Below are 19,800 nucleotides of genomic sequence, written 5' to 3'. Positions count from 1 at the left end.
CGTTGGTTCGGAAATCGGCCATTCCGAAGCCAGGCGGCGACCCGGAGGTGCGGCGAGGTGGATTTTGGAGCACTACCACCCGAGATCACGTCAGCGAGAATGTATGCGGGTCCTCGGTCGGAGCCGCTGCTACGCGCCGCGGCGGCCTGGGACAAACTGGCTGACGACCTATACGGCACTGCCGCGTCCGTCGGTTCGATCACTTCGGCATTGACCGACGACGGGTGGCGGGGCGCGGCGTCGGACTCGATGGCTGCCGCGGTTGCGCCCTACCTGCGTTGGTTGACCGGTACAGCCGCAGCGGCCGAACAGATCGCGGGCCAGGCCCGGGCGGCTGCCTGCGCCTTCGAAAACGCCTTCGCCGCCACGGTGCCGCCGCCGGTGATAGCCGCCAACCGCGCTCGGCTGGCATCGCTGATCGGCGCAAACGCGACCGCTCAGGACACACCCGGCATCGCGGCTCTCGAGGCCGACTACGGCGAAATGTGGGCCCAGGACGCCTGTGCGATGTATCGCTATGCCAACGCTTCGGCATCGGCGGTGACCCTGACGCCGTTGGCGCCGCCCACACTGGGTGAGAGCGCGCCCGGCTTCCTGGCGTGGGACGACGACGCAGGCACGCCCGGTATGTTGGCCCAAACGATGGCCCAAGTGCCTGCTGCGCTACGCAGCCTCGGGCGGCCGGCGCAGTCGGTGTCGGCCGCTTCGACGATCGCGAACATGCTGCGGCTCAAGCCTTTCCCGTCGCCGGTGAGCGCTTTCGTGGCGGCGATCAGTGGCCCGCTGGCCATGACGTCGAGCGGGCCGCCGGCGCCGATGGCTACCAACATGTCCGGCTCATCTCGGCCGGTGGTGTCGGCGGCCTGGAGTCGCGCCGCTTTGATCGGCAGGTTGTCGGTGCCGCGCAGTTGGGGTGCGGCCGCGTTCGGCACAACCGGGCTGAGCTTCACCGCTAAATCAACTGCTTGACTTAAGGCGGCGCGCGCCGATTAACTCGTCGTGTGGTCAACGAACTGGCCGGCAAGGTAGCCGTCGTCACCGGTGGGGCATCCGGTATCGGCCGTGCCACGGTGGAGCGTTTTGTGGACGAGGGCGCGCGGGTGGTCATCGCCGACGTCCAAGCGGACCTGGGCCAGGAGCTGGCGGCCCGCCTGGGGTCGGAAACCATGTTCCGGCGCACCGACGTCTCCGATCCCGGACAGGTCGCGGCGGTGGGGGCAGCCGCCGTCGACCCCTTCGGCGGCGTGCACATCATGGTGAACAACGCCGGTGTCTCCGGAACCATGCACCGCCGATTCCTCGACGACGACCTGGCCGATTTCCACCGGGTCATGGCCGTCAATGTCCTGGGGGTCATGGCGGGCACCCGCGATGCCGCCCGGCACATGGCCGCTCACGGCGGCGGATCCATCGTCAACCTCACCTCGATTGGCGGCATCCAGGCCGGCGGCGGCGTGATGACCTACCGCGCGTCCAAGGCGGCCGTCATCCAGTTCACCAAATCAGCGGCAATCGAGTTGGCGCACTACGAAATTCGAGTCAACGCCATCGCGCCCGGCAACATACCCACGCCGTTATTGGCGTCGTCGGCGGCGGGGATGAGTCGAGACGAAACCGAGCGGTACGAGGCGGCGATTCGCCAGACCATGCGGGACGACCGGCCGCTGAAGCGCGAGGGCACGCCCGAGGACATCGCGGAGGCGGTGTTGTATTTCGCCGGCGAGCGGTCCCGCTATGTCACCGGCACCGTGCTCCCGGTGGACGGCGGGACGGTGGCGGGCAAGGTGATTCGATCCGCGCGCCGAACGTGAAGCCACTGCGAATATTTCGCGGAATTGTCGCAGTCAGTACACGTTGGGCGAAGGTGTGGCGGGTGCATGGCTATGGCGGGCCGCTTCTTGGGCGAGCTGCACCCCGGAGGTCAGCCGCAGCGGGGCCAGCGGGGCGCGCTGCAGCGCCAGCGCACATCCGAGTGCATCGCTGGCACGGTTGAACGCGATCACGAAGCTGTCGCCCTCGCCCTGCTCGACCGGACGTACCGCGTCGTGATCGGCGATGAGTCCGGCGAGGGTGCGATCGAGTTGGACGATCGCCGCCGCCGTCTGCTCCGGCTGGGTTTCCCACAGGTGGGTCGATCCCTCGACATCGGCCAACAGCAACGTCACCGTTCCGGTCGGCAAGGTGCTCATACCCGGCTCACTCCAGTCCGCCAGGGCGAATCCCCGGTGCGGATTTCGCGGGCTCAGATGGCGACCAAACCTGTGGTATCAATCAGGTATCATGCCGTCATGGGGATGACGCTACGCACCAGTGCTGAGCAGGCTGAAGCGCTGCGCCGGCAGGCGGCCGCGGAAGGACGGTCGATGCAGGCCGTGGCACTGTCGGCCATCGACGAATACATTGCGCGGCGCACGCACAAGGCGAAGGTTGCTGCGGCTCTGCAGCGCGTGGTGCGGGAGGAGGCCGAGGTCCTGCGGCGCCTTAAGGACGCATGACCGAGTACCTGGACCTCGACGATCTGCTCGACATTGCCCACGAGGCTGTCGGCGCGGATGTCGTGGTCGGGGATTACGGCTTGCTTGAATCGGCTCTGGCGCGCCCCCGCGCGTCGGTGTTCGGTCAAGATGCCTACCCGAGTCTGCATCTCAAGGCCGCCGCGCTGCTGCACTCCCTGGCGCGGAACCACGCGCTGGTGGATGGAAACAAGCGACTGGCGTGGACGGCCTGCCGGACTTTGCTCGCCATCAACGGCCAGTGGATCAGCGCCCCCGAGGATGACCGCTTCGAATTCGTCATCCAGGTCGCGACGGGCGCATTGCCCGACCTTCCCAAGATGGCCGAACAACTACGCGCATGGAGCTACGAGGAGGGCTGAGTCAACCGCGGCGGGCTGCCTGCCGAGACAGCTGCACGCGAGAAGTCAGGCCGAGTTTGGTGTAGACGTGAGTGAGGTGGGCCTGCACGGTGCGCGACCAGCCGCACGAACGTCGAGTTCCGGGGGTGTCAGCGATTCCCACCCGTTGGCCGGCCGCGGCCGCTCACCACGACCCCGCTGCGCATAGGCGATCGCCTCCTCCTTGGACAATGCCGCACTCTCGGCCGCCAGCATCAAAGGCGTTGTCGCCCAACGCCGTATGCCACCGAATCCTGGTAGCCGGCGTCGTAGACCTTGGATCGCGCCACTCCCATGCGATGGCGCAGCGCCTTTGCTGCTCCGAAAAGGAGGTAGGTCCGGTAACCGATCGCTTTGGTGCGCGGCCAATCGTGACCCGGCGGTCTACGCCGACCCTGAGCGGCTCGACGTCACCCGGCAGGGCCCGGCGCCGACGCTGACCTTCGGCGGTGGCATGCACTGTTGCCTCGGTGCGCAGCTGGCCAGAATCGAACTGGCCGAGGCATTGACAGTCATCACCCGTCGCATACCGCAGGCACACCGTTGCGGACCACGCGATACTCCCGCTAGCGACCGAGGACCTCGATCCGGCAACACGGCCCGTGCGCACGGGCGAGTCGAGCGTCGAGCGTGAGCAGCGTCGCGTCGAACGCCTCCGCCAGTGCCACGTAGAACGCGTCCCATCCGCGTACCGAGTTCCGCAGTTGCCACGCCCGCTCCAGCAACCAGCGGTGCCCGAATCGTTCGCCGGGCCAGTCACGCAGATCAGCGAGGGCCTGCGCGGCGGCCGTTCCGTCCATGCGCCCCCGCAGGTGTTGAGCGCGGATCACTGCCATCACCTCGACGTCGATCACGTGCGGCGCTACCTGGTCGGTGTCGGACGCCAGGCGGGTCGAGATCTCACTCGCCCGCGGTGTGTCCGCGACGACCTCGAACAGGCAGGAAGCGTCAACGACCAGCATCGGGCCACTCGCCGCGCCACTCGTCCAGCGTCGCCAGCACCTCGGCCGTGGATATCTCCGAGGGCCGCCGCCCGGTGCGTGCCAGCCACTGGGTGACCGACGGCCGGGCCGCCAGCCGAGCGGCCTCGCGGCGCAGTAGCTCGGGCACCGTGATGCCCTCTGCCGCGGCACGCCGCACCAAGGCTGCGTACACCTCGTCGTCGATGTCGCGTATTTGAACCGTCTTAGGCACAGCTGCATTATGTCATGCGATATCGCATGATCTGATGCAAATCCACAGCTAAATCAATCGCTTGACTTAACTGCCGGCCGAGCGGTTGACTGGGCGATGTGACCACCGTCGGGAGGGCCGTTCGCGGCGAGCGGGCGAGTTCCACACAGGAGGCGATCCTGGCGGCCGCCGAGCGGCTGTTCGCCGAGCACGGCGTGTTCGCGGTGTCCAACCGGCAGGTCAGCGAGGCCGCCGGGCAGGGCAACAACGCCGCGGTCGGCTATCACTTCGGGACCAAGGCCGACTTGGTGCGTGCCATCGAGCAGAAGCATCGCCTGCCGGTCGAACGGCTTCGCGAGCAGATGGTGGCCGAGTTGGACGAGACTGCCGACATGCGCGATTGGGTCGCCTGCCTGGTATGCCCGCTCACCGAACACCTTGAGGCTCTGGGCAATCCCACGTGGTATGCCCGGTTCGCCGCGCAGGCGATGACCGATCCGGCCTACCACAACATCGTCGTCAAGAACGCGCTGAGCTCGCCGTCGCTGGTTCGGGTGATCGACGGCATCAACGGCTGCTTGCCCGAGCTGCCGGTCGACATCCGCTACCAGCGCAACCTGATGGCCCGAAACCTGTTGATGCACACCTGCGCTGATCTCGAACGTGCGTTGGCGACGGGCACTTCGACGCCCCGGCCCTCCTGGCGGGCCGCGGCTAGCGCACTCATCGACGCGATCGTGGGCCTGTGGCTGGCCCCGGTGACATCGCCCGAGTGGGGGGCCGGCAGATGAAAGTGAGCGTGGACCAAAATTTTTGCGCCTCGTCCGGGAACTGCGTCATGCATGCGCCCGAGGTGTTCGACCAGTGCGACGAGGACGGCGTCGTCGTCCTGCTCACCGCGCACCCGCCCGCCGAGCGCGCCGAAGCCGCCCGCAAAGCCGCCGCCGCCTGCCCGGCAATGGCCATCCGCATTGAGGAGTGACCGTGTCGCACCCACTCGCCAGTAGCCCCCCCGAGGCGGCCGCGGAGATCCCTGACTATCCGATGCCCCGCGCCCCACGGTGCCCATTCGCGCCGCCGCCGGACGTGATGGCGCTGGCCAAAGCCGGGCCGCTGTCGCGGGTCCGGATCTGGGACCGCAGCACGCCGTGGCTCATCACCGGCTACGAGCAAGTGCGCGAACTTTTTTCGGATTCACGGGTCAGCGTCGACGACCGGCTTCCCGGCTTTCCGCACTGGAACGCCGGCATGCTGTCGACGGTCCACAAACGCCCCAGATCGGTGTTCACTTCCGACGGCGAAGAACACACCCGGTTTCGGCGGATGTTGTCAAAACCGTTCACCTTCAAGCGGGTTGAGGGGCTGCGCCCGACCATCCAGCAGATCACCGACGACCACCTCGACGCGATGCTGGCCGGTCCCAAGCCGGCCGATCTCGTGGCGGCCCTCGCGTTGCCGGTGCCGTCGCTGGTGATCAGCCAGCTGCTGGGGGTGCCCTACGAGGACGCGGAGATGTTCCAGCATCACGCGACGGTCGGCCTGGCGCGCTATGCCACCGGCGAGGACACCGCCAAAGGGGCGATGAGCCTGCACACGTACCTGGCCCGGCTGGTCGAAGCCAAAATAGACGACCCAGCCCAAGACGCGGTTACCGATCTGGCCGAGCGGGTCAAGGCCGGCGAGCTCAGCGTCAAAGAAGCCGCTCAGTTGAGTACCGGGTTGCTGATCGCCGGGCACGAGACCACCGCGAACATGATCGGCCTCGGTGTGCTTGCGCTGCTGGAACATCCCGACCAGGCGGCCATCCTGCGCGACGCCGACGACCCGCAGGTCGTCTCCAACGCGGTCGAGGAATTGCTGCGCTATCTCAGCATCATCCAGAACGGCCAGCGTCGGGTTGCGCTCGCAGACATCCACATTGCCGGAGAAACCATCCGCGCCGGTGAGGGCATCATCATCGACCTGGCGCCCGCGAACTGGGATCGGCACACATTCACCGAACCGGACCGGCTGTACCTGCACCGCTCCGGAGCCGACCGCAACGTGGCGTTCGGGTACGGCCGGCACCAGTGCGTGGGTCAGCAGCTGGCCCGCGCCGAACTGCAGATCGTGTACCGAACCTTGTTGCGGCGCATCCCCACACTCGCGCTAGCCATCCCCGTCGAAGACGTCCCGTTCAAACACGACCGGCTCGCCTACGGCGTCTACGAACTGCCGGTCACCTGGTGACCACTACCGCAATCCGAACGGAGGGCCAATGATGTCGGCTCGAACCAGCACACTGTCGCTCTACCCGCCCGAAGGCTTTGGGGCACCCAAAGATCGGCGTGGGCATGTCGTGGACACCGACCCTGGTCTACCTGAAGGCACCGTGGTATTTTCCGCGGACAACCACATCTCGTTGGCCGCGGACATCTTCTACGAGCGCTTCCCGGATGACCTGAAGGACAAGGCGCCGCGCATCTGGTACGAGGACGGCGCATATCAGGTGGGGCGCAATGGCCAGTCGTTCCTGCCGGGCGACTTCAGCGCGGTACTCATGCAGTACGACGACCTGCCCGGGGCGGCCAGCACAAACATCGAGGCCCGGATCGAAGAGCTACACGACGACGGCGTCGACAAGGAGCTGGCGTTCCCCAACGCCGTCCTGGCGCTGTTTCACTACCCGGACAAGAAACTTCGCGAGCTGGCGTTCCGCATCTACAACGAGTACATCGCGGATCTGCAAGAGCGCTCGGGTGGGCATTTCTACGGCGCCGGGCTGATCAACTGGTGGGATCCGGAGGGAACGCGGCGCACCCTGGCCGAGCTGAAGTCGTTGGGGCTCAGGACGTTTCTGATGCCGCTCAACCCGGGCAAGGACGACGACGGCAATCCGATCGACTATGCCAGCACCGCCATGAGCGCGGTGTGGGACGAGATCGAGGAATCCGGAGTTCCGATCAGCCACCATATCGGCGAGACGCCGCCGAAGAGTCCGTGCGAGTTCAACAGCGTGGTCGTCGGGATGATGATCAACATCGACGGCTTCCGGGAAACGTTCGCCAAGTACATCTTCGGCGGCATCCTGGACCGGCATCCGGGGTTGCGGATCGGCTGGTTCGAAGGCGGCATCGCCTGGGTGCCCTGGGCACTGCAGGACGCTGAGCACCTGGTCGCGTCCTACCGGCACATGTTCAACCGGCCGCTGGAGCACGACATCGGCTACTACTGGGACCGGCACATGAGCGCCTCGTTCATGGTCGACCCGCTGGGGCTGGAGTTGATCGACCGGATCGGCATCGACAAGGTCATGTGGTCGTCGGACTACCCGCACAACGAAAGCACCTACGGCTATTCCGAGAAATCACTGGCGGCCGTGGTGCAAGCCGTCGGGCCGGCCAACGCGGCGCGGATCGTCAGCGGCAATATCAGCGAATTCCTGGGCCTGTAACGGTGACGACGCTCGCGCAGTTGCAGATTCCCGACACCCCGGATCTGGCCCGGATGCGCCGGGAAACCGGTGCCCGGCTGCGCACGGCGATGGCCGAACGCGGAATTGACGCGCTGATCCTGCTCGGCAACAGCGCCGTCGGCTACGCCACCGGCACCAGTTGGCCCCTCGGGGACGCCGGGCTGTCCTACGTCGAGCGGCCGGTGGCGGTGGTGCTCGGCGACGACGAGTGGCCGCATCTTTTTCTGCCGTACCGTGCCGGCGCTTCCCAGGAGTCGGAGTTGCCGGCCGATCATTTGCACGGGCCGGTCTATCTCGAATTCGACGAAGGCGTCCAGATTTTCGCCCGCGTGCTGGCCGGCATGATCCACAGCGGCGCGACGATAGCGGTCGACGAACTGACCGGCGCCATGTCACGAGCCCGGGGAACATTGTTCCCCAATGGGTTTCCTGAGGATGCCAGCGCCGTCGTCGGCGCCGCGAAGGTGGTCAAGACTCGCGACGAATTGGCGTGCATCCGCACCGCCGTCCGGATCACCGACGAGGCGATGGTCGAAGTCCACCACGCACTGGCGCCCGGCGTACGCCAAATCGATTTGTCCGCACGGTTTCTGCGCCGGGCTTTCGAGTTGGGTGCCACCGCCAGCATGCTCGAACCGATCTGGCAGGTGATGCCGCCGAGCAGGGCCGAGGGAGTCTGGACCACCCACGGCGACTTGGCGCTGCCGCTGCTCACCACCGAGCGGGAACTGCGCGCCGGTGATGTGCTGTGGACCGACGTCAGCATCACCTACCGGGGTTATTGCTCGGACTTCGGGCGGACCTGGATCGTCGGGCGTGACCCGGCGCCGCGGCAGCAGGCACAGTTCGACCGATGGCGCGACATCATGGCCGCGGTGGTGGGCGTGGCCCGCGCCGGAGCCACCGCCGCCGAGCTGGGCCGAGCCGCAACGGAAGCCAACGGCGGCGCCCGGCCCTGGCTGCCGCACTTTTACCTGGGCCATGGGATTGGCGTCAATGCCGCCGAAATGCCGATGATCGGAACCGATCTCGGCGACGCATTCGACGAAAGCTTCGTCCTGCAACCCGGCATGGTGCTGGTTCTGGAGCCGGTGGTGTGGGAGGACGGCACCGGCGGCTACCGTAGCGAAGAGGTGCTGGTGATCACCGAGGAAGGCTCGACCCGGTTGACCGACTACCCCTACGACCCGTATGCCGGCTGAAGTCCTGCCCGACGACCGGGCGCTGCGTTCGGGACGCCGGCAACGGGCGCTGGAGCAGATGGCCGCGCACGACCTCGATGTGCTGGTTCTCGGGCGCCAGGCCAATGTCCGGTATGTCTCGGGCACACCGCAACTGTGGGTCGCCGGGACCCGCCCGTTCGGCCCGACCTGTGTGCTGGTGCGCGCCACCGGTGCCGTTCATCTGCTCAGCACCTGGGACGAAGGCGTCCCCGACGACATCCCGCACGAGAACCTGTATGGCATCTCCTGGAATCCGGCCAACACCATTGCGGCGTTACAGCGCATCGGGGGTGCCGCGACCGCGCGTCGTGTCGGAACCGATGCGCTGTCACCGGTTTTCGCCCGCCTGTTGCCGGCGGCCTTTCCCCAGGCTGAGCTGGTGGACGGCGAACTGGCCATGCGCGCGGCCCGGCGGATCAAGACCGGCGAGGAAGTGGCCGCGCTGCGTCAAGCCATCGCGGTGGCCGAATCGGGCCTGGCCGCAGCGGTCGCCGAGCTGCGACCCGGGGTGAGCGAACAGCTCCTGGCCGGGGTGCTGCTGGAAGCCCTGGCCGCCGGCGGTGTGAGCACTCCGTCGAATCAGGATGTGGTGTGGGTGACTTCGCGCGATCACCCGTGGCGCCTGGTGAGTCGCGACGGCCACGTGCACGACGGCGACCTGGTCGCCTTCGCGGCCGGGGTGCTGGCCGGCGGCTACATCGGCGAGGTGGGCCGAACCTGGCCGGCCGGCGGTGCTGCCCCCTCCGCCGCTCTGTACCGACGCTGGGAATCCCTGTGGCAGAAGCTGATTGCGGCATGCCAGCCGGATGCCGGAGCCGGCGAACTGCTGGCGGCCTACGCCGCATCCGGGGAGCCGGACCCGCCGATGCCCGTCGCCCGGGGCCTGGGCATGGGCTTCGACCCGCCGGTCATCTCCGCACAGCTACCGCAGACAGCAGCCGACGAGCGATTGGAGCCGGGAATGGTTCTTGCCGTGACGGGGTACGTGTGGGAACCGGGGATCGGCGCGGTGTTCGGCCGCGAGGCCGTGCTGATCACCGCCGACGGATCCGAAGTGCTGACCTCCAGCCCGATGTGGCGGGCATAGCCATGGCCGAATCGGATCCACCGGTGGAAAAGGTCATCCGCTACGACAAGGACCCCAAGACCCGCATCGCCACCATCACGTTCGACCGGCCTGGCCACCTCAACGCACCGACGATCGCCGCCCGGTTGCGCTACGCCGACCTGCTGCACCGCGCCAGCATCGACGACGACGTCAAGGTGCTGGTGATCCGCGGTGCCGGGGAAGATCTCGGTTCGGGCGCCGATCTCGAGGAATTCATGGACGTCATGAATTCGGCCGATCAGGGGCCGCGGCTTGCCGAATTCCGCATCGGGGCAGACGAAGTCCGGTATCCGCCACCGGGATCATTTCGCCACGGCGCGTCGGTCAGCCAGTGGTATGCCAACCCGAACTCGGGGATCCGTGGTCTGCAGGATTTCAAGAAGATCAGCATCCTGGAGGTCAAGGGTTATTGCTACGGCTGGCACTTCTATCAGGCGGCCGACGCTGATTTGGTGATCTCCAGCGACGACGCGCTCTTCGGGCATCCGTCGTTTCGCTACTACGGGTGGGGTCCGCGGATGTGGTGGTGGGCGCAGACCATGGGCATCCGGAAGTTTCAGGAGATGGTTTTCACCGGACGGGCTTTCACCGCCGCGGAGATGTATGACTGCAACTTCCTCAACAGCGTGGTGCCCCGCGACCAACTCGAAGCCGAGGTGGCGAAGTACGCGCTGGCGTGCGCGCGCAACCGGCCCAACGACACCGTTTTCATGCAGAAGGTGTTCTTCGAGATCATGAAGCAGTTTCAGGGGGAGTATATGGGCAGCCTGCTCAGCGGTTTCTTCGAATCGATGGGCAGCGGTGTGCGGGCCGACACCGACGACCTGATGCTCGACGATGCCATCGAGCAGGGGATCGGTACTGCGGTCAAGGACAACGACAGCAGGTTCCCCCCGGAATGGCGGCTGAGCAAGAAGGATCGCCCCAACCGCAAGAAGAAGAAGGATTAGTGGCGGGCTACACCGTGGTGGAGCTGTCCACCGGTATCGCGGGCGCCTACTGCACCAAACTGTTGGCCGACGGCGGCGCGGATGTCATCAAAGTCGAACCACCAGAAGGTGATTCGCTGCGTTGCTGGTCGGCTTCGGGAGCCGTCGTCGAGCCGGGCGCCGACGGGGCGTTGTTCAGTTTCCTGAACGGCGCCAAGCACAGCGTGGTAGCCGATCCCGCCAGCGAGGCCGACGTCGACTTGGTCGAGACGCTGTTGGCCTCGGCTGACGCGGTGGTGTGGTCAGCCGGTTCGGGGGTCGCCGCGCGTTTCAGACCCGAGGAGATGCATCGCCGCCATCCCCACCTCGTCGTCACCTCGATCACCCCCTTCGGATTGCAGGGCCCCTGGCGCGACCGTCCCGCAACCGAATTCACACTGCAGGCGTGGTCGGGCGGCATAGTCGGTTTGGGACGCGGGGTCCCGGACCGGGCGCCGGTGTTCGTCGCTGGTCAGGTCGGCGAATACCTCGCCGGGGCTTACGCGGGCGCTGCCACCCTCGCGTTCCGTGTTCGGCAGATCGGCAGTGGGGCAGGCGAACTGATCGACTTGTCGATGCTGGAAGCCCAGATCCTCGGTCTGACCTACTATCCCGTGACCTACTTCGAGATGCTGGGGCGGCCCTGGCGCGACTCCCGCATGCTCACCGTGCCGGGGGTGGCGCCGGCGCGAGACGGGTTGGTGGACCTTGGATGTGGGACCGCCCAGCAGTGGTTCGACCTGTGCGCTATGGTCGGTCACCCCGAATGGATCGACGAAGAGTCGCCGCTGTCGATCACCGAACAGGCCAACGTCCACGCCGACGAGATCTACGCGTGGGTACGCAGTCACCCGGTCGACGAAATCCGGGAACTCGCCACGGCGTTCCGGATTCCCAACGCACCTGTGGCCAATGGCGCAAACATCGCGTCACTCGACCACTTCCGGGAACGCGGTTCCTTCGTGAGCAATCCCCGCGACGGATTCCTGCAGCCGGGTCATCCGTATCGGATGTGGCCCGCGCAACTTCGCCGGCCCGAACCGGCACCGCGGTTGGACCAACACGGCGACCATTACCGGTCCGGCTGCCTGACGCCCAAGCCGGTGCCTACCGATACACCAACGGCGTTGCCGCTCAGCGGTCTTCGCGTCCTCGACATGACGACCTTCTGGGCCGGCCCGTGCTGTACCCATTTCCTTGCCATGCTCGGCGCCGAGGTCATCCACATCGAGTCCACCCGTCACCCGGACGGCACCCGGCTCATCGCCGGCATCCCGGTGACCGAGGATCAGTGGTGGGAGAAGTCGCCGATCTTCGCGGCACTGAACACCAACAAGAAGGACCTCACCCTGGACCTGGGCAGCCCGCGCGGCCGAGAGGTGCTGCATCGGCTTATCGCGACCTGTGACGTGATTGCGGAGAATTTCACGCCCCGGGTAATAGACCAGATGGGCCTGGATTTCGCGACCGTCCAATCGATTCGTCCCGATGCGGTGCTGCTGCGCATGCCCGGGTTCGGCCTCGACGGACCGTGGCGGAACAATCCGGCATTCGCCTATGTCATCGAATCCGCGGCCGGAATCAGCTGGCTGACCGGATATCCCGATCTTCCGCCGTTCGAGCCGTATTCCGTCGGTGACCCCAATTCGGGTGTGCACGCGGTCATTGGGTTGCTGCTAGCGCTCGAGCACCGCCGTCGCACCGGCCAGGGTGTGCTGGTGGAGGCGGCGATGGTGGATGCGGCACTGAGCATCGCCGCCGAGCAGATCATCGAATACACCGCCTACGGCGCGGTGCTGCAGCGAGCAGGCAACCACGGCCCGACTGCGGCGCCGCAGAACCTGTACCGCACCGCAGACATCGACGAGTTCGGCCGCCCCGACAGCTGGGTGGCCATCGCGGTGGCTACCGACGACCAGTGGAAACACCTGTGCAATGCACTTGAATCACCTTCCTGGGCAACGGACCCCGCGCTGGCGACCACCGGGGGCCGGCGTGCCCGCGAGGATGTGATCGACGCTCATCTGGTGGCATGGTGCGGGCAGCGCAGCAGCGCGGCGATCGTCGCGGCGTTGTGGGATGCCGGTGTGCCGGTGGCCAAGGTGATGCAGCCACACCGCCAGCCGGAGCTGGCGCAGCTGGTCGCGCGCGGTTTTTTCGAGGTTATCGATCACCCGGTGAATGGCGCGATTAGGCTCAGCAGCATGCCGATGCGGTTCTCCGGCGGGCCTTGCCGGTTCCATACCGTGCCGGCGCCGTTGCTGGGACAGCACAATCGCGAATTGCTGACCGAACTGGGCCTGTCGGCCGCCGAGATCGCCGAATTGGAAGCCGACGGCGTGATCGGCCAGGCGCCGGCCATGTACTCGGCAACCTGACGTGTGCCATGGCGATTGACCCGTCGGACATCCTGCTCAACGGCCGCGTCGCGGTGGTCACCGGCGGCGGGTCGGGGATCGGGCGCGGTATCGCCGCCGGTCTGTCGGCCTTCGGCGCTTCGGTGGCCATCTGGGAACGCGGCCCGGAAACATGCGCGCAGACCGCAGGATCTCTCGGAGTGCTGGGCATCATCACCGATGTCCGGGACAGCGGCCAGGTCGACGCCGCACTGCGGCGCACCGAAGCCGAATTGGGGCCGGCGAGCATCGTGGTCAACAACGCCGGCGGCGTGTTCTCGTCGCCGCTGCTGGAGACCAGCGAAAACGGCTGGGATGCGCTCTACCGCGCCAACTTACGCCACGCATCGTCAACGTGACCTCGATCGAAGGCGTGCGTGCCGCACCCGGTTATGCGGTATACGCCGCGGCCAAAGCAGGTGTGATCAGCTACACCAAGACCGCGGCTGTGGAACTGGCGCCGCACGGCATCCGAGTCAACGCGATCGCACCGGATATCACGCTGACCGAAGTCCTGGAGCGCCTCGGCGGTGGCGCGGCGATGGCCGGCATCGGCACCGTGGTGCCGTTGGGGCGTCCCGGAGGTGTCGACGAAATCGCCGGTGTAGCAGTGTTTCTCGCCTCTGACATGTCGAGCTACCTGACCGGCGAAACGCTGCACGTGGACGGCGGTACGCACGCCGCGGGCGGCTGGTATCGAGACCCGCAGACCGGTGAGTACTGGCTGGGATCGTGACGCCAGTTGGGTCACTGGGGGTTTGGGGTATCCGATGTGATTTGTGGTGTCATTGCCGGGCATGAGTCGGGTAGCTCGGTGGTGGGGCAGCACCGAGAGGGCTCGTGCTCACCGGGTGGTGTGTCATGCCTCCAATCAAGTGTGCGCCGACGGCGTTGGGTGTGCGCGTAAGGCGGGAATATCACGCTTGGCCCGCCCTGACGGCACAGTCGACGCCGTCAGCGCACGGCGCAAACGGACAGCAGTGACTGTGGTGGCCGATGTGATCCACGCGGTGCTAAAGCTAAAAACGCCAACCCTCGGCGGCCTGCTCGTCGAAGGTTCGATCGATACGCTCGAACCTGCGGCGGACGGAGGCCCGGGCGGCCTGGTGCGGCAGCACATACAGCCGGTTGGCCGCAATCGCGTCGGCCGTCAACCGCGCGACGTCGTCGACGGTGAGGCTGTCATCCTGCGCCGGCAACGAACCGGTTGTCCCCGTCACTTCCGGCGCCGCCGCCAGCCCGTAATCGGCACCGCGGATTCGTTCGGAGTTGGAGACCAGTTTGGTGTCAACCACCATGGGGCACAGCACCGAAACGCCGACTCCGCGGTCCTTGACCTCGCGCGCCAGGGTTTCGGCCAGGCTGACGACGCCATACTTGGCAACGCCATACGCCCCGAGGCCGGCATTGGGCACCAGCCCGGCAAAGGATGCGGTGAACACGATGTGACCGCCATGTTCGAGCAGCCCCGGCAGGAATGCCTCGACGGCATGAATCGAGCCCCACAGGTCGATATCGATCACCCAGCGCCAGTCGTCGTGCGTCATGTCGGCGATCGGACCCGCGACCACAATGCCGGCGTTGCTGAAGACGATGTCGACGCGGTCCAGTAGGCGGGACGCTTCGTCGGCGAGATGGGTGACTTCGCGCAGATGGCGGACGTCGCACATCACACCGTGCGCCTCGAAGCCACCGGCACGCAGGTGCGCGACGGCCTGTTCGAGCCCGGGTTTGTCGATGTCGGACAGCACGACAGCCGCGCCGCGACGGGCGAACTCGGTGGCCGTGGCCAAACCGATGCCGCTAGCCCCGCCGGTGATGACCGCCCCGCGCCCGGCAAATCCGGTAGATCCGTCCATACGACGCAACCCTATTTGAGGCAACCACCCGCGTCGACGGGCAGGGTGACACCGGTGATGTACCGGGATTCGTCGGAGGCCAGGAACAGCACGGCATTGCTGATGTCCTCGGCCTCAACCCACGGAATCGGCAGCGTGTGGAACATCTGACAGATCGGCGCCATGTCGTCGGGACCCGGATTCTCCAGGTCCGGACGGAACAGCTTGAAGGTGCCCTCGTTATGTAGCATCGGGGTGCGCACATGCGTCGGATGCACCGAGTTGACCCGGATCATGTGCTTTCCCAACTCGACTGCGAAGGACCGCATCAGGCCTACCACGCCATGTTTGGCCGCCACATAGTTCCCGCAATGGGGGTAGGCCTTCAGCCCGCCCACCGAACTGGTCAGGATGATCGAACCGCCGTTGCCGCCGGCAATCAGATGGGGCACACCGGCTTTGACCGTCTTCCAGACACCCGACAGGTTGACGTCGATCATCTCCTGCCAGTCGTGTTCGGTGGTCTGGTCCAGGGTGTCGCCGCCGTTACCGATCCCGGCGTTGGCCACGATGACGTCCAGCCGGCCCAACTGTTCCACGCCGGTATCCACCGCGGCCTTGAGTGCGTCGTAGTCGCGCACGTCGACCTCGGCGGTGAAGATTCTGCGGTTGTGACCCTTGACGAGATCGGCTGTCTCGGCGAGGTCCTCAGGAGTCGAGGCCGGGATGGTGGTGTTGGCGACGATCGGTTTGCACACGTCGACGGCGATGATGTCGGCGCCTTCCTGTGCCAATCGCACCGCGTGGCTGCGGCCCTGGCCCCGCGCCGCCCCGGTGATGAAGGCGACCTTCCCGTCGACACGTCCAGCCATGATTACCCCATTTCTCAAGCAGCTCAGGCGATGATCGCCGGCATGGTCTCCCAGCCCCGCACTGTCGACGTGGGGGACAGTTTCGCGCTGGCGAGGTCCACATCCCATTCGGGGAAGCGCTTCAGGATCTCCTCGAGGGCGATCCGTCCCTCCAGCCGCGCCAGCGCCGAGCCCAGACAGTAGTGGGTCCCGACACTGAACGTCAGGTGCTGACGCGGCTCGCGCCGGATATCGAAAACATCGCCGTCGGGCGGGAATTGACGGTGGTCGCGGTTGGCCGACCCGATGAGCATCATCATTACGCTGCCCTTGGGCACCTGCCGACCGTAGTATTCGACGTCTCGGGTCACATATCTGGCCACGTGCGGAGCGGGCGGCTCGTATCGCAGCAACTCCTCGACGGCCTGCGGAATCAACGACGGATCGTCGACGAGCGCGCGGCGCTGATCCGGATGCTCGGCCAGCACTTTGCCCGCCCAGCCGATCAGCCGGGTGGTGGTTTCGTTGCCCGCACCGGACACGACGCTGACATAGGTGAGAAGTTCGTCGCGTCTGAGCCGGCGCACCGTTGCGGTCTCGTCCTCGAATTCGACGTTGAGTAGTTCGGTCATGATGTCGTTGGCGGGATGCTCGGCGCGCCAATCGAGGTAGCGGGCGAAGAAGTCGCCGCTGGCCATGCCGTCGGTGGAAGCCTTCATCGGTTGGCCGGCTTCGGTCCGCAGTTGGGCGTTGGCGAAATCGCGTGCGGCTTCTTGGTCTTCCTCGGGCACGCCCAGCAGCATGCCGATGACCCGCATCGGCATCTGCGCCCCGAGGTCGGCGACGAAGTCGAATTTGCCGGTTCCGACCAGCGGATCCAGACTGCGCGAACAGAATTCGCGGATCTGCGGTTCCAGATCGCTGATCTTGCGCGGGGTGAACATGCGCGACAACAACTTACGGTGAACGTCGTGAATGGGCGGGTCCTCGAATACCAGCACGCCCGGCGGGATCTCGATATTGGCCTTGATGATTTCCAGGATCGCGCCCTTGGCCGAGCTGAACGTCTGATAGTCGACGATCGCCGGTTCGACGTCGGCGAACCTGCTCAGGGCATAGAAGTCGTGTTGCGCGTTGTAGTACAGCGGTGCCTCGTCCCGTAGCCGGCGGAACATCGGATAGGGGTCGGCGTTGAGCGCTACGTCATACGGATCGAAATGCACGTCGCTAGCTGCGGTGACTGTCACGGGTTATCGCCTCTCGCCAGAACTCGTGCCGCATCTGAACTCTGTCATCATTCACCGACCGGTGTCAACGCCGAATTCGTTTCTGCTATTTCTAATTCTTAATTAGAGAGAATCAGGTTCTCAACAGCTTGGCGCGATACGACCGGTGCGATATTCGGAACCGCTACGCGCCGGCGAAGCCGCGTGAGCAGAAGTCCCATACCTCCTCGGCGGTGATGGGATGGGCCGTTGCCTCGTCTTTGCCGCCGCTGGACTGCGCAATGAACATCACGGTCTGCATGGTCATCGCGGCCATCCGCCGCGGATTGACATCTACCCGCAGCTGACCGGCTTTACCGGCGTCTTCCATGAGCTCGGTCAGCAACGCCAGCAGGGGCGCATGAGCGATCTTGACCTCGGCCGGATGCGTAACGAGTAGGCGTGGCGCGAAGTCGGTGAACAGGGGTCGCTGGGCCGTTGGGTCGGGTCGGGAGGCCTCGTACAACAGCTCGATGGCGACTTTCAGCCGCTCCAGTGGGTCGGTGTGTCCGTCCGTAGCGGCCCGGATCTGGTCGGCCGAACGGCTCAGCGCATCCTCGAACAACGCAAGCAGCAGCTCGTGCTTGCCGTCGAACTGTAGATAGAAGCTCCGCAACGACTGACGCGAGCGGTCCACGACTTCCTGGACGGTGAAATCCGTGCTGCCCTTTTCGATGATGATCGCCTGCGCGGCGTCCAGGAAACGCTGAACCCGCTGTGCCGCCCGCAATTTCGCCGTCTTGATGGACCGCTCGACGGCGCGCTGCTTCCAAGCTGGCTCTTCGCTGGGATTGGTCACGGGCGGCTCAGGCGGCTGCCGCGGGGACAAAACATGGTTGGACTGTACCGGAGAACGCCGTGGCATCGCTGCGCTCGACCTCCTCACGGGCTCGTCGACGATGTCTTGGAGATTGTAACTTCCTCGTGACGAGAATACTATTCTCTTACCCGCGTGTTTGGGAACCGCGATCAAGAGAGCGGGCGTTCAGGAGTGCCGTGCAGCTGACCTTTGATGCCGATGTCGAAGCATTCCGCCGCGAATTCGTCGCGTTCCTCGACCATCATCTGCCCGACGAGGCCGCGGGCACGCAGCGGCCGCGTTCGTGCGCGCACCTTCCGGAGTGGGCGCGCCGGTGGCAGCGGCTGCTGTTCGACAACGGATGGCTGCTGCCGGGCAATCCGCCGGAGTTCGGCGGCCGCAACGCCTCGCTCTTGCAGCAGTACGTGTACTTGGAGGAATTGGCCCGGCGGCGCATCTATCGCAGCTTCAACCCGCAGGGCGTGGGCATCATCGCGGAATCGTTGCTGTCGTTCGGGACCCCGGAGCAGAAGCGGCGCTGGGCCGTGCCGATCCTGCGCGCCGAGATGACCGCGTCGCTGGGCATGAGCGAACCCGGCGCCGGTTCGGATCTGGCGTCATTGACAACGCGGGCGGTGTCCGATGGTGACCACTTCGTCGTCAACGGACAAAAGGTGTGGACTTCGGGCGCCCATGACGCCGACGTGTTGCTGACGTTCGTGCGCACCAATACCCACGCCCCGAAGCACCAGGGCATCAGTGTCTTGCTGATTCCCACGGATACCCCAGGTGTGGTGCGGCGACCGTTTCCGTCGGTGTGCGGCCACGACGACGTCGAATTCAACGAGGTGTTCTTCACCGATGTGCGGGTACCGGCCGAGAATCTGGTGGGACAGCTCAACGAAGGCTGGCGAGTGGCAACCGGATCACTGGGGCACGAACGCGTCATGCTGTGGCTGGGATACGCAAACCTGTTGGGCGAGTTGGCAATCGACTTCGCTCCAACGGACGTCCAGCAGCGCGATCGCTACGCCACCCTGGTGATGGACACCCACGCGATGCGGCTGCTGGGGTCCGCGGCGCTGGCCCGGGCCGCGCGCGGGGACGACGATGTGCCCGCCCAATCCGTGCTCAAGCTGCTCGGTTCGGAGGCCTTGCAGCGTGCTTCGGAAGATGCGCTGAACGCCGCCGGAGCCGACGGGCTGGTGCACCCCTCGGTGACGGCCCCGTTCGCGCCGCTGAACCTCGACGCCCACTACGGCAGCTGGTTCGACCGGTACGCGCGCAGCTTCGCCGGCACCATCGCGGGCGGCACTTCGGAAATCCAACGAAACATCATCGCCGAGCGCATCCTCGGACTCCCGCGCGGATAGATACCCTAGAGGGGTTGTGTATATCCAGATCAGGCTTGTGTTGCTGGCAATCTAAACGAATGCGTGCCACTAGGGCCTAAAGACCATACCCGTGTAGGGTACGTATGTGGCATCATTACCGCCATGACGCAAACACCAGAACCTGCCGAACCGACCACCGATGCGGAGCGGCGCCGATATGACGATCGCGCTGGCCGGCCCGGTTGGCCGGATCGACTGCTGACCTGGGTGGGGATCGTCGCCGGTGTCGTATTCATCGTTGCTCTGATCTTCTTCTCCGGGTTCTTCTTGGGTCGAGCTACCCACGGCCCCTACGGCGGGCGTGACGGCGGCTGCTCGATGATGGATTCCGGCGGACGGATGGGACCCGGAATGGGTCCGGGCGGAATGATGGGCCCGCAGCAAATGCCCAGCGCCACAACACCGGCGCCGCACCCGTAGTCGAAGACCTAGGGCCGC

Annotated in this window: 21 protein-coding genes and 3 pseudogenes; 17 read left to right on the top strand and 7 right to left on the bottom strand. The window is 66.0% G+C overall.

The window, feature by feature from the left end; translation table 11 throughout:
* Positions 1-99 precede the first annotated feature (99 nt).
* Positions 100-969, top strand: coding sequence for a PPE family protein (locus B4U45_RS09890; protein ID WP_082275343.1), 870 nt, complete (start codon positions 100-102; stop codon positions 967-969).
* Between the two features lie 32 nt (positions 970-1,001).
* On the top strand, positions 1,002-1,811 hold the full coding sequence (locus B4U45_RS09885) for an SDR family NAD(P)-dependent oxidoreductase (protein WP_219859384.1): 810 nt from the start codon (positions 1,002-1,004) through the stop codon (positions 1,809-1,811).
* A 42-nt stretch (positions 1,812-1,853) separates the two neighbouring features.
* On the opposite strand, the pseudogene B4U45_RS09880 reads toward B4U45_RS09885, so the two are convergent.
* A pseudogene (locus B4U45_RS09880) lies at positions 1,854-2,189 on the bottom strand (nucleotidyl cyclase domain-containing protein); the annotation flags it as partial.
* 99 nt (positions 2,190-2,288) lie between these two features.
* On the opposite strand from B4U45_RS09880, the gene B4U45_RS09875 reads away from it, so the two are divergent.
* The 3 genes from B4U45_RS09875 (at position 2,289) to B4U45_RS30355 (ending at position 3,527) form a co-directional block, all read left to right on the top strand.
* On the top strand, positions 2,289-2,495 hold the full coding sequence (locus tag B4U45_RS09875; protein ID WP_075546463.1) for a CopG family transcriptional regulator: 207 nt from the start codon (positions 2,289-2,291) through the stop codon (positions 2,493-2,495).
* Positions 2,492-2,875, top strand: a complete 384-nt coding sequence (locus B4U45_RS09870; RefSeq protein ID WP_075546464.1) for a type II toxin-antitoxin system death-on-curing family toxin — start codon at positions 2,492-2,494, stop codon at positions 2,873-2,875. Before B4U45_RS09875 ends, B4U45_RS09870 begins: the two co-directional genes overlap by 4 nt.
* A gap of 259 nt (positions 2,876-3,134) precedes the next feature.
* Positions 3,135-3,527, top strand: a complete 393-nt coding sequence (locus B4U45_RS30355) for a cytochrome P450 (protein WP_371687265.1) — start codon at positions 3,135-3,137, stop codon at positions 3,525-3,527.
* Here B4U45_RS30355 and B4U45_RS09860 read toward each other — a convergent pair.
* Together B4U45_RS09860 and B4U45_RS09855 are read right to left on the bottom strand one after the other, a co-directional pair.
* The gene (locus B4U45_RS09860) at positions 3,460-3,855 is read right to left on the bottom strand and encodes a type II toxin-antitoxin system VapC family toxin (protein ID WP_075546465.1); all 396 of its coding nucleotides are present in this window, start codon (positions 3,853-3,855) and stop codon (positions 3,460-3,462) included. The genes B4U45_RS30355 and B4U45_RS09860 overlap by 68 nt on opposite strands.
* Positions 3,842-4,087, bottom strand: coding sequence for a hypothetical protein (locus B4U45_RS09855; protein WP_075546466.1), 246 nt, complete (start codon positions 4,085-4,087; stop codon positions 3,842-3,844). Before B4U45_RS09855 ends, B4U45_RS09860 begins: the two co-directional genes overlap by 14 nt.
* Positions 4,088-4,185: 98 nt before the next feature.
* Here B4U45_RS09855 and B4U45_RS09850 point away from each other — a divergent pair, with 98 nt between their 5' ends.
* The 9 genes and pseudogenes from B4U45_RS09850 (at position 4,186) to B4U45_RS09810 (ending at position 13,951) form a co-directional block, all read left to right on the top strand.
* Positions 4,186-4,857 (top strand): TetR/AcrR family transcriptional regulator, encoded by a 672-nt coding sequence (locus B4U45_RS09850; RefSeq protein ID WP_075546467.1) that lies wholly within the window; start codon positions 4,186-4,188, stop codon positions 4,855-4,857.
* Positions 4,854-5,048: a ferredoxin gene (locus B4U45_RS09845; RefSeq protein ID WP_075546501.1), complete on the top strand. Its 195-nt coding sequence runs from the start codon at positions 4,854-4,856 to the stop codon at positions 5,046-5,048. The genes B4U45_RS09850 and B4U45_RS09845 overlap by 4 nt, the downstream gene beginning before the upstream one ends.
* 62 nt (positions 5,049-5,110) lie before the next feature.
* Positions 5,111-6,295 (top strand): cytochrome P450, encoded by a 1,185-nt coding sequence (locus B4U45_RS09840; RefSeq protein ID WP_089025077.1) that lies wholly within the window; start codon positions 5,111-5,113, stop codon positions 6,293-6,295.
* Between the two features lie 142 nt (positions 6,296-6,437).
* A complete protein-coding gene (locus B4U45_RS09835; RefSeq protein WP_241780209.1) occupies positions 6,438-7,499 on the top strand; it encodes an amidohydrolase family protein in 1,062 nt (353 codons plus the stop codon).
* Between the two features lie 2 nt (positions 7,500-7,501).
* Positions 7,502-8,722: a M24 family metallopeptidase gene (locus B4U45_RS09830; RefSeq protein ID WP_075546468.1), complete on the top strand. Its 1,221-nt coding sequence runs from the start codon at positions 7,502-7,504 to the stop codon at positions 8,720-8,722.
* Positions 8,712-9,830: a M24 family metallopeptidase gene (locus tag B4U45_RS09825; RefSeq protein WP_075546469.1), complete on the top strand. Its 1,119-nt coding sequence runs from the start codon at positions 8,712-8,714 to the stop codon at positions 9,828-9,830. The genes B4U45_RS09830 and B4U45_RS09825 overlap by 11 nt, the downstream gene beginning before the upstream one ends.
* Positions 9,831-9,832: 2 nt before the next feature.
* Entirely contained in the window at positions 9,833-10,801 is a 969-nt protein-coding gene (locus B4U45_RS09820) for an enoyl-CoA hydratase/isomerase family protein (protein WP_075546470.1), read from the top strand.
* Entirely contained in the window at positions 10,750-13,197 is a 2,448-nt protein-coding gene (locus tag B4U45_RS09815; protein ID WP_075546471.1) for a CaiB/BaiF CoA-transferase family protein, read from the top strand. Before B4U45_RS09820 ends, B4U45_RS09815 begins: the two co-directional genes overlap by 52 nt.
* 8 nt (positions 13,198-13,205) lie before the next feature.
* Positions 13,206-13,951: pseudogene (locus tag B4U45_RS09810) on the top strand (SDR family NAD(P)-dependent oxidoreductase).
* 283 nt (positions 13,952-14,234) lie between these two features.
* On the opposite strand, the gene B4U45_RS09805 reads toward B4U45_RS09810, so the two are convergent.
* From B4U45_RS09805 to B4U45_RS09790, 4 genes are all read right to left on the bottom strand, one after another.
* Positions 14,235-15,074 carry an SDR family NAD(P)-dependent oxidoreductase gene (locus tag B4U45_RS09805; RefSeq protein WP_075546472.1) on the bottom strand — a complete coding sequence of 280 codons (840 nt, stop codon included), beginning with the start codon at positions 15,072-15,074 and terminating at the stop codon, positions 14,235-14,237.
* An 11-nt stretch (positions 15,075-15,085) separates the two neighbouring features.
* Positions 15,086-15,925, bottom strand: coding sequence for a mycofactocin-coupled SDR family oxidoreductase (locus B4U45_RS09800; RefSeq protein WP_075546473.1), 840 nt, complete (start codon positions 15,923-15,925; stop codon positions 15,086-15,088).
* Between the two features lie 23 nt (positions 15,926-15,948).
* Entirely contained in the window at positions 15,949-17,151 is a 1,203-nt protein-coding gene (locus B4U45_RS09795; RefSeq protein ID WP_083154069.1) for a cytochrome P450, read from the bottom strand.
* 163 nt (positions 17,152-17,314) lie between these two features.
* Positions 17,315-17,968, bottom strand: coding sequence for a TetR/AcrR family transcriptional regulator (locus B4U45_RS09790; RefSeq protein WP_075546475.1), 654 nt, complete (start codon positions 17,966-17,968; stop codon positions 17,315-17,317).
* Between the two features lie 59 nt (positions 17,969-18,027).
* Here B4U45_RS09790 and B4U45_RS30690 point away from each other — a divergent pair.
* From B4U45_RS30690 to B4U45_RS09780, 3 genes and pseudogenes are all read left to right on the top strand, one after another.
* Positions 18,028-18,822, top strand: a pseudogene (locus tag B4U45_RS30690) (acyl-CoA dehydrogenase family protein); the annotation flags it as partial.
* On the top strand, positions 18,817-19,341 hold the full coding sequence (locus tag B4U45_RS30685) for an acyl-CoA dehydrogenase family protein (RefSeq protein WP_442789573.1): 525 nt from the start codon (positions 18,817-18,819) through the stop codon (positions 19,339-19,341). The pseudogene B4U45_RS30690 and the gene B4U45_RS30685, both read left to right, overlap by 6 nt.
* Positions 19,342-19,464: 123 nt before the next feature.
* Positions 19,465-19,782 (top strand): hypothetical protein, encoded by a 318-nt coding sequence (locus B4U45_RS09780; RefSeq protein ID WP_075546477.1) that lies wholly within the window; start codon positions 19,465-19,467, stop codon positions 19,780-19,782.
* Positions 19,783-19,800 lie beyond the last annotated feature (18 nt).

It is taken from the genome of Mycobacterium persicum (assembly GCF_002086915.1).
Classification (GTDB): domain Bacteria; phylum Actinomycetota; class Actinomycetes; order Mycobacteriales; family Mycobacteriaceae; genus Mycobacterium; species Mycobacterium persicum.
This window is presented reverse-complemented; position numbering and strand designations above follow the sequence as displayed.

What these genes read in the sequence shown, in the direction of transcription:
- B4U45_RS09820 (WP_075546470.1), top strand. Translation starts at nt 9,833, where the DNA reads ATGGCCGAATCGGATCCACCGGTGGAAAAGGTCATCCGCTACGACAAG.
- B4U45_RS09815 (WP_075546471.1), top strand. Translation starts at nt 10,750, where the DNA reads ATGGCGGCTGAGCAAGAAGGATCGCCCCAACCGCAAGAAGAAGAAGGA.
- B4U45_RS09805 (WP_075546472.1), bottom strand. Translation starts at nt 15,074, where the DNA reads ATGGACGGATCTACCGGATTTGCCGGGCGCGGGGCGGTCATCACCGGC.
- B4U45_RS09890 (WP_082275343.1), top strand. Translation starts at nt 100, where the DNA reads ATGTATGCGGGTCCTCGGTCGGAGCCGCTGCTACGCGCCGCGGCGGCC.
- B4U45_RS09780 (WP_075546477.1), top strand. Translation starts at nt 19,465, where the DNA reads ATGACGCAAACACCAGAACCTGCCGAACCGACCACCGATGCGGAGCGG.
- B4U45_RS09800 (WP_075546473.1), bottom strand. Translation starts at nt 15,925, where the DNA reads ATGGCTGGACGTGTCGACGGGAAGGTCGCCTTCATCACCGGGGCGGCG.
- B4U45_RS09840 (WP_089025077.1), top strand. Translation starts at nt 5,111, where the DNA reads ATGCCCCGCGCCCCACGGTGCCCATTCGCGCCGCCGCCGGACGTGATG.
- B4U45_RS09845 (WP_075546501.1), top strand. Translation starts at nt 4,854, where the DNA reads ATGAAAGTGAGCGTGGACCAAAATTTTTGCGCCTCGTCCGGGAACTGC.
- B4U45_RS09870 (WP_075546464.1), top strand. Translation starts at nt 2,492, where the DNA reads ATGACCGAGTACCTGGACCTCGACGATCTGCTCGACATTGCCCACGAG.
- B4U45_RS09875 (WP_075546463.1), top strand. Translation starts at nt 2,289, where the DNA reads ATGGGGATGACGCTACGCACCAGTGCTGAGCAGGCTGAAGCGCTGCGC.
- B4U45_RS09825 (WP_075546469.1), top strand. Translation starts at nt 8,712, where the DNA reads ATGCCGGCTGAAGTCCTGCCCGACGACCGGGCGCTGCGTTCGGGACGC.
- B4U45_RS30355 (WP_371687265.1), top strand. Translation starts at nt 3,135, where the DNA reads ATGCCACCGAATCCTGGTAGCCGGCGTCGTAGACCTTGGATCGCGCCA.
- B4U45_RS09860 (WP_075546465.1), bottom strand. Translation starts at nt 3,855, where the DNA reads ATGCTGGTCGTTGACGCTTCCTGCCTGTTCGAGGTCGTCGCGGACACA.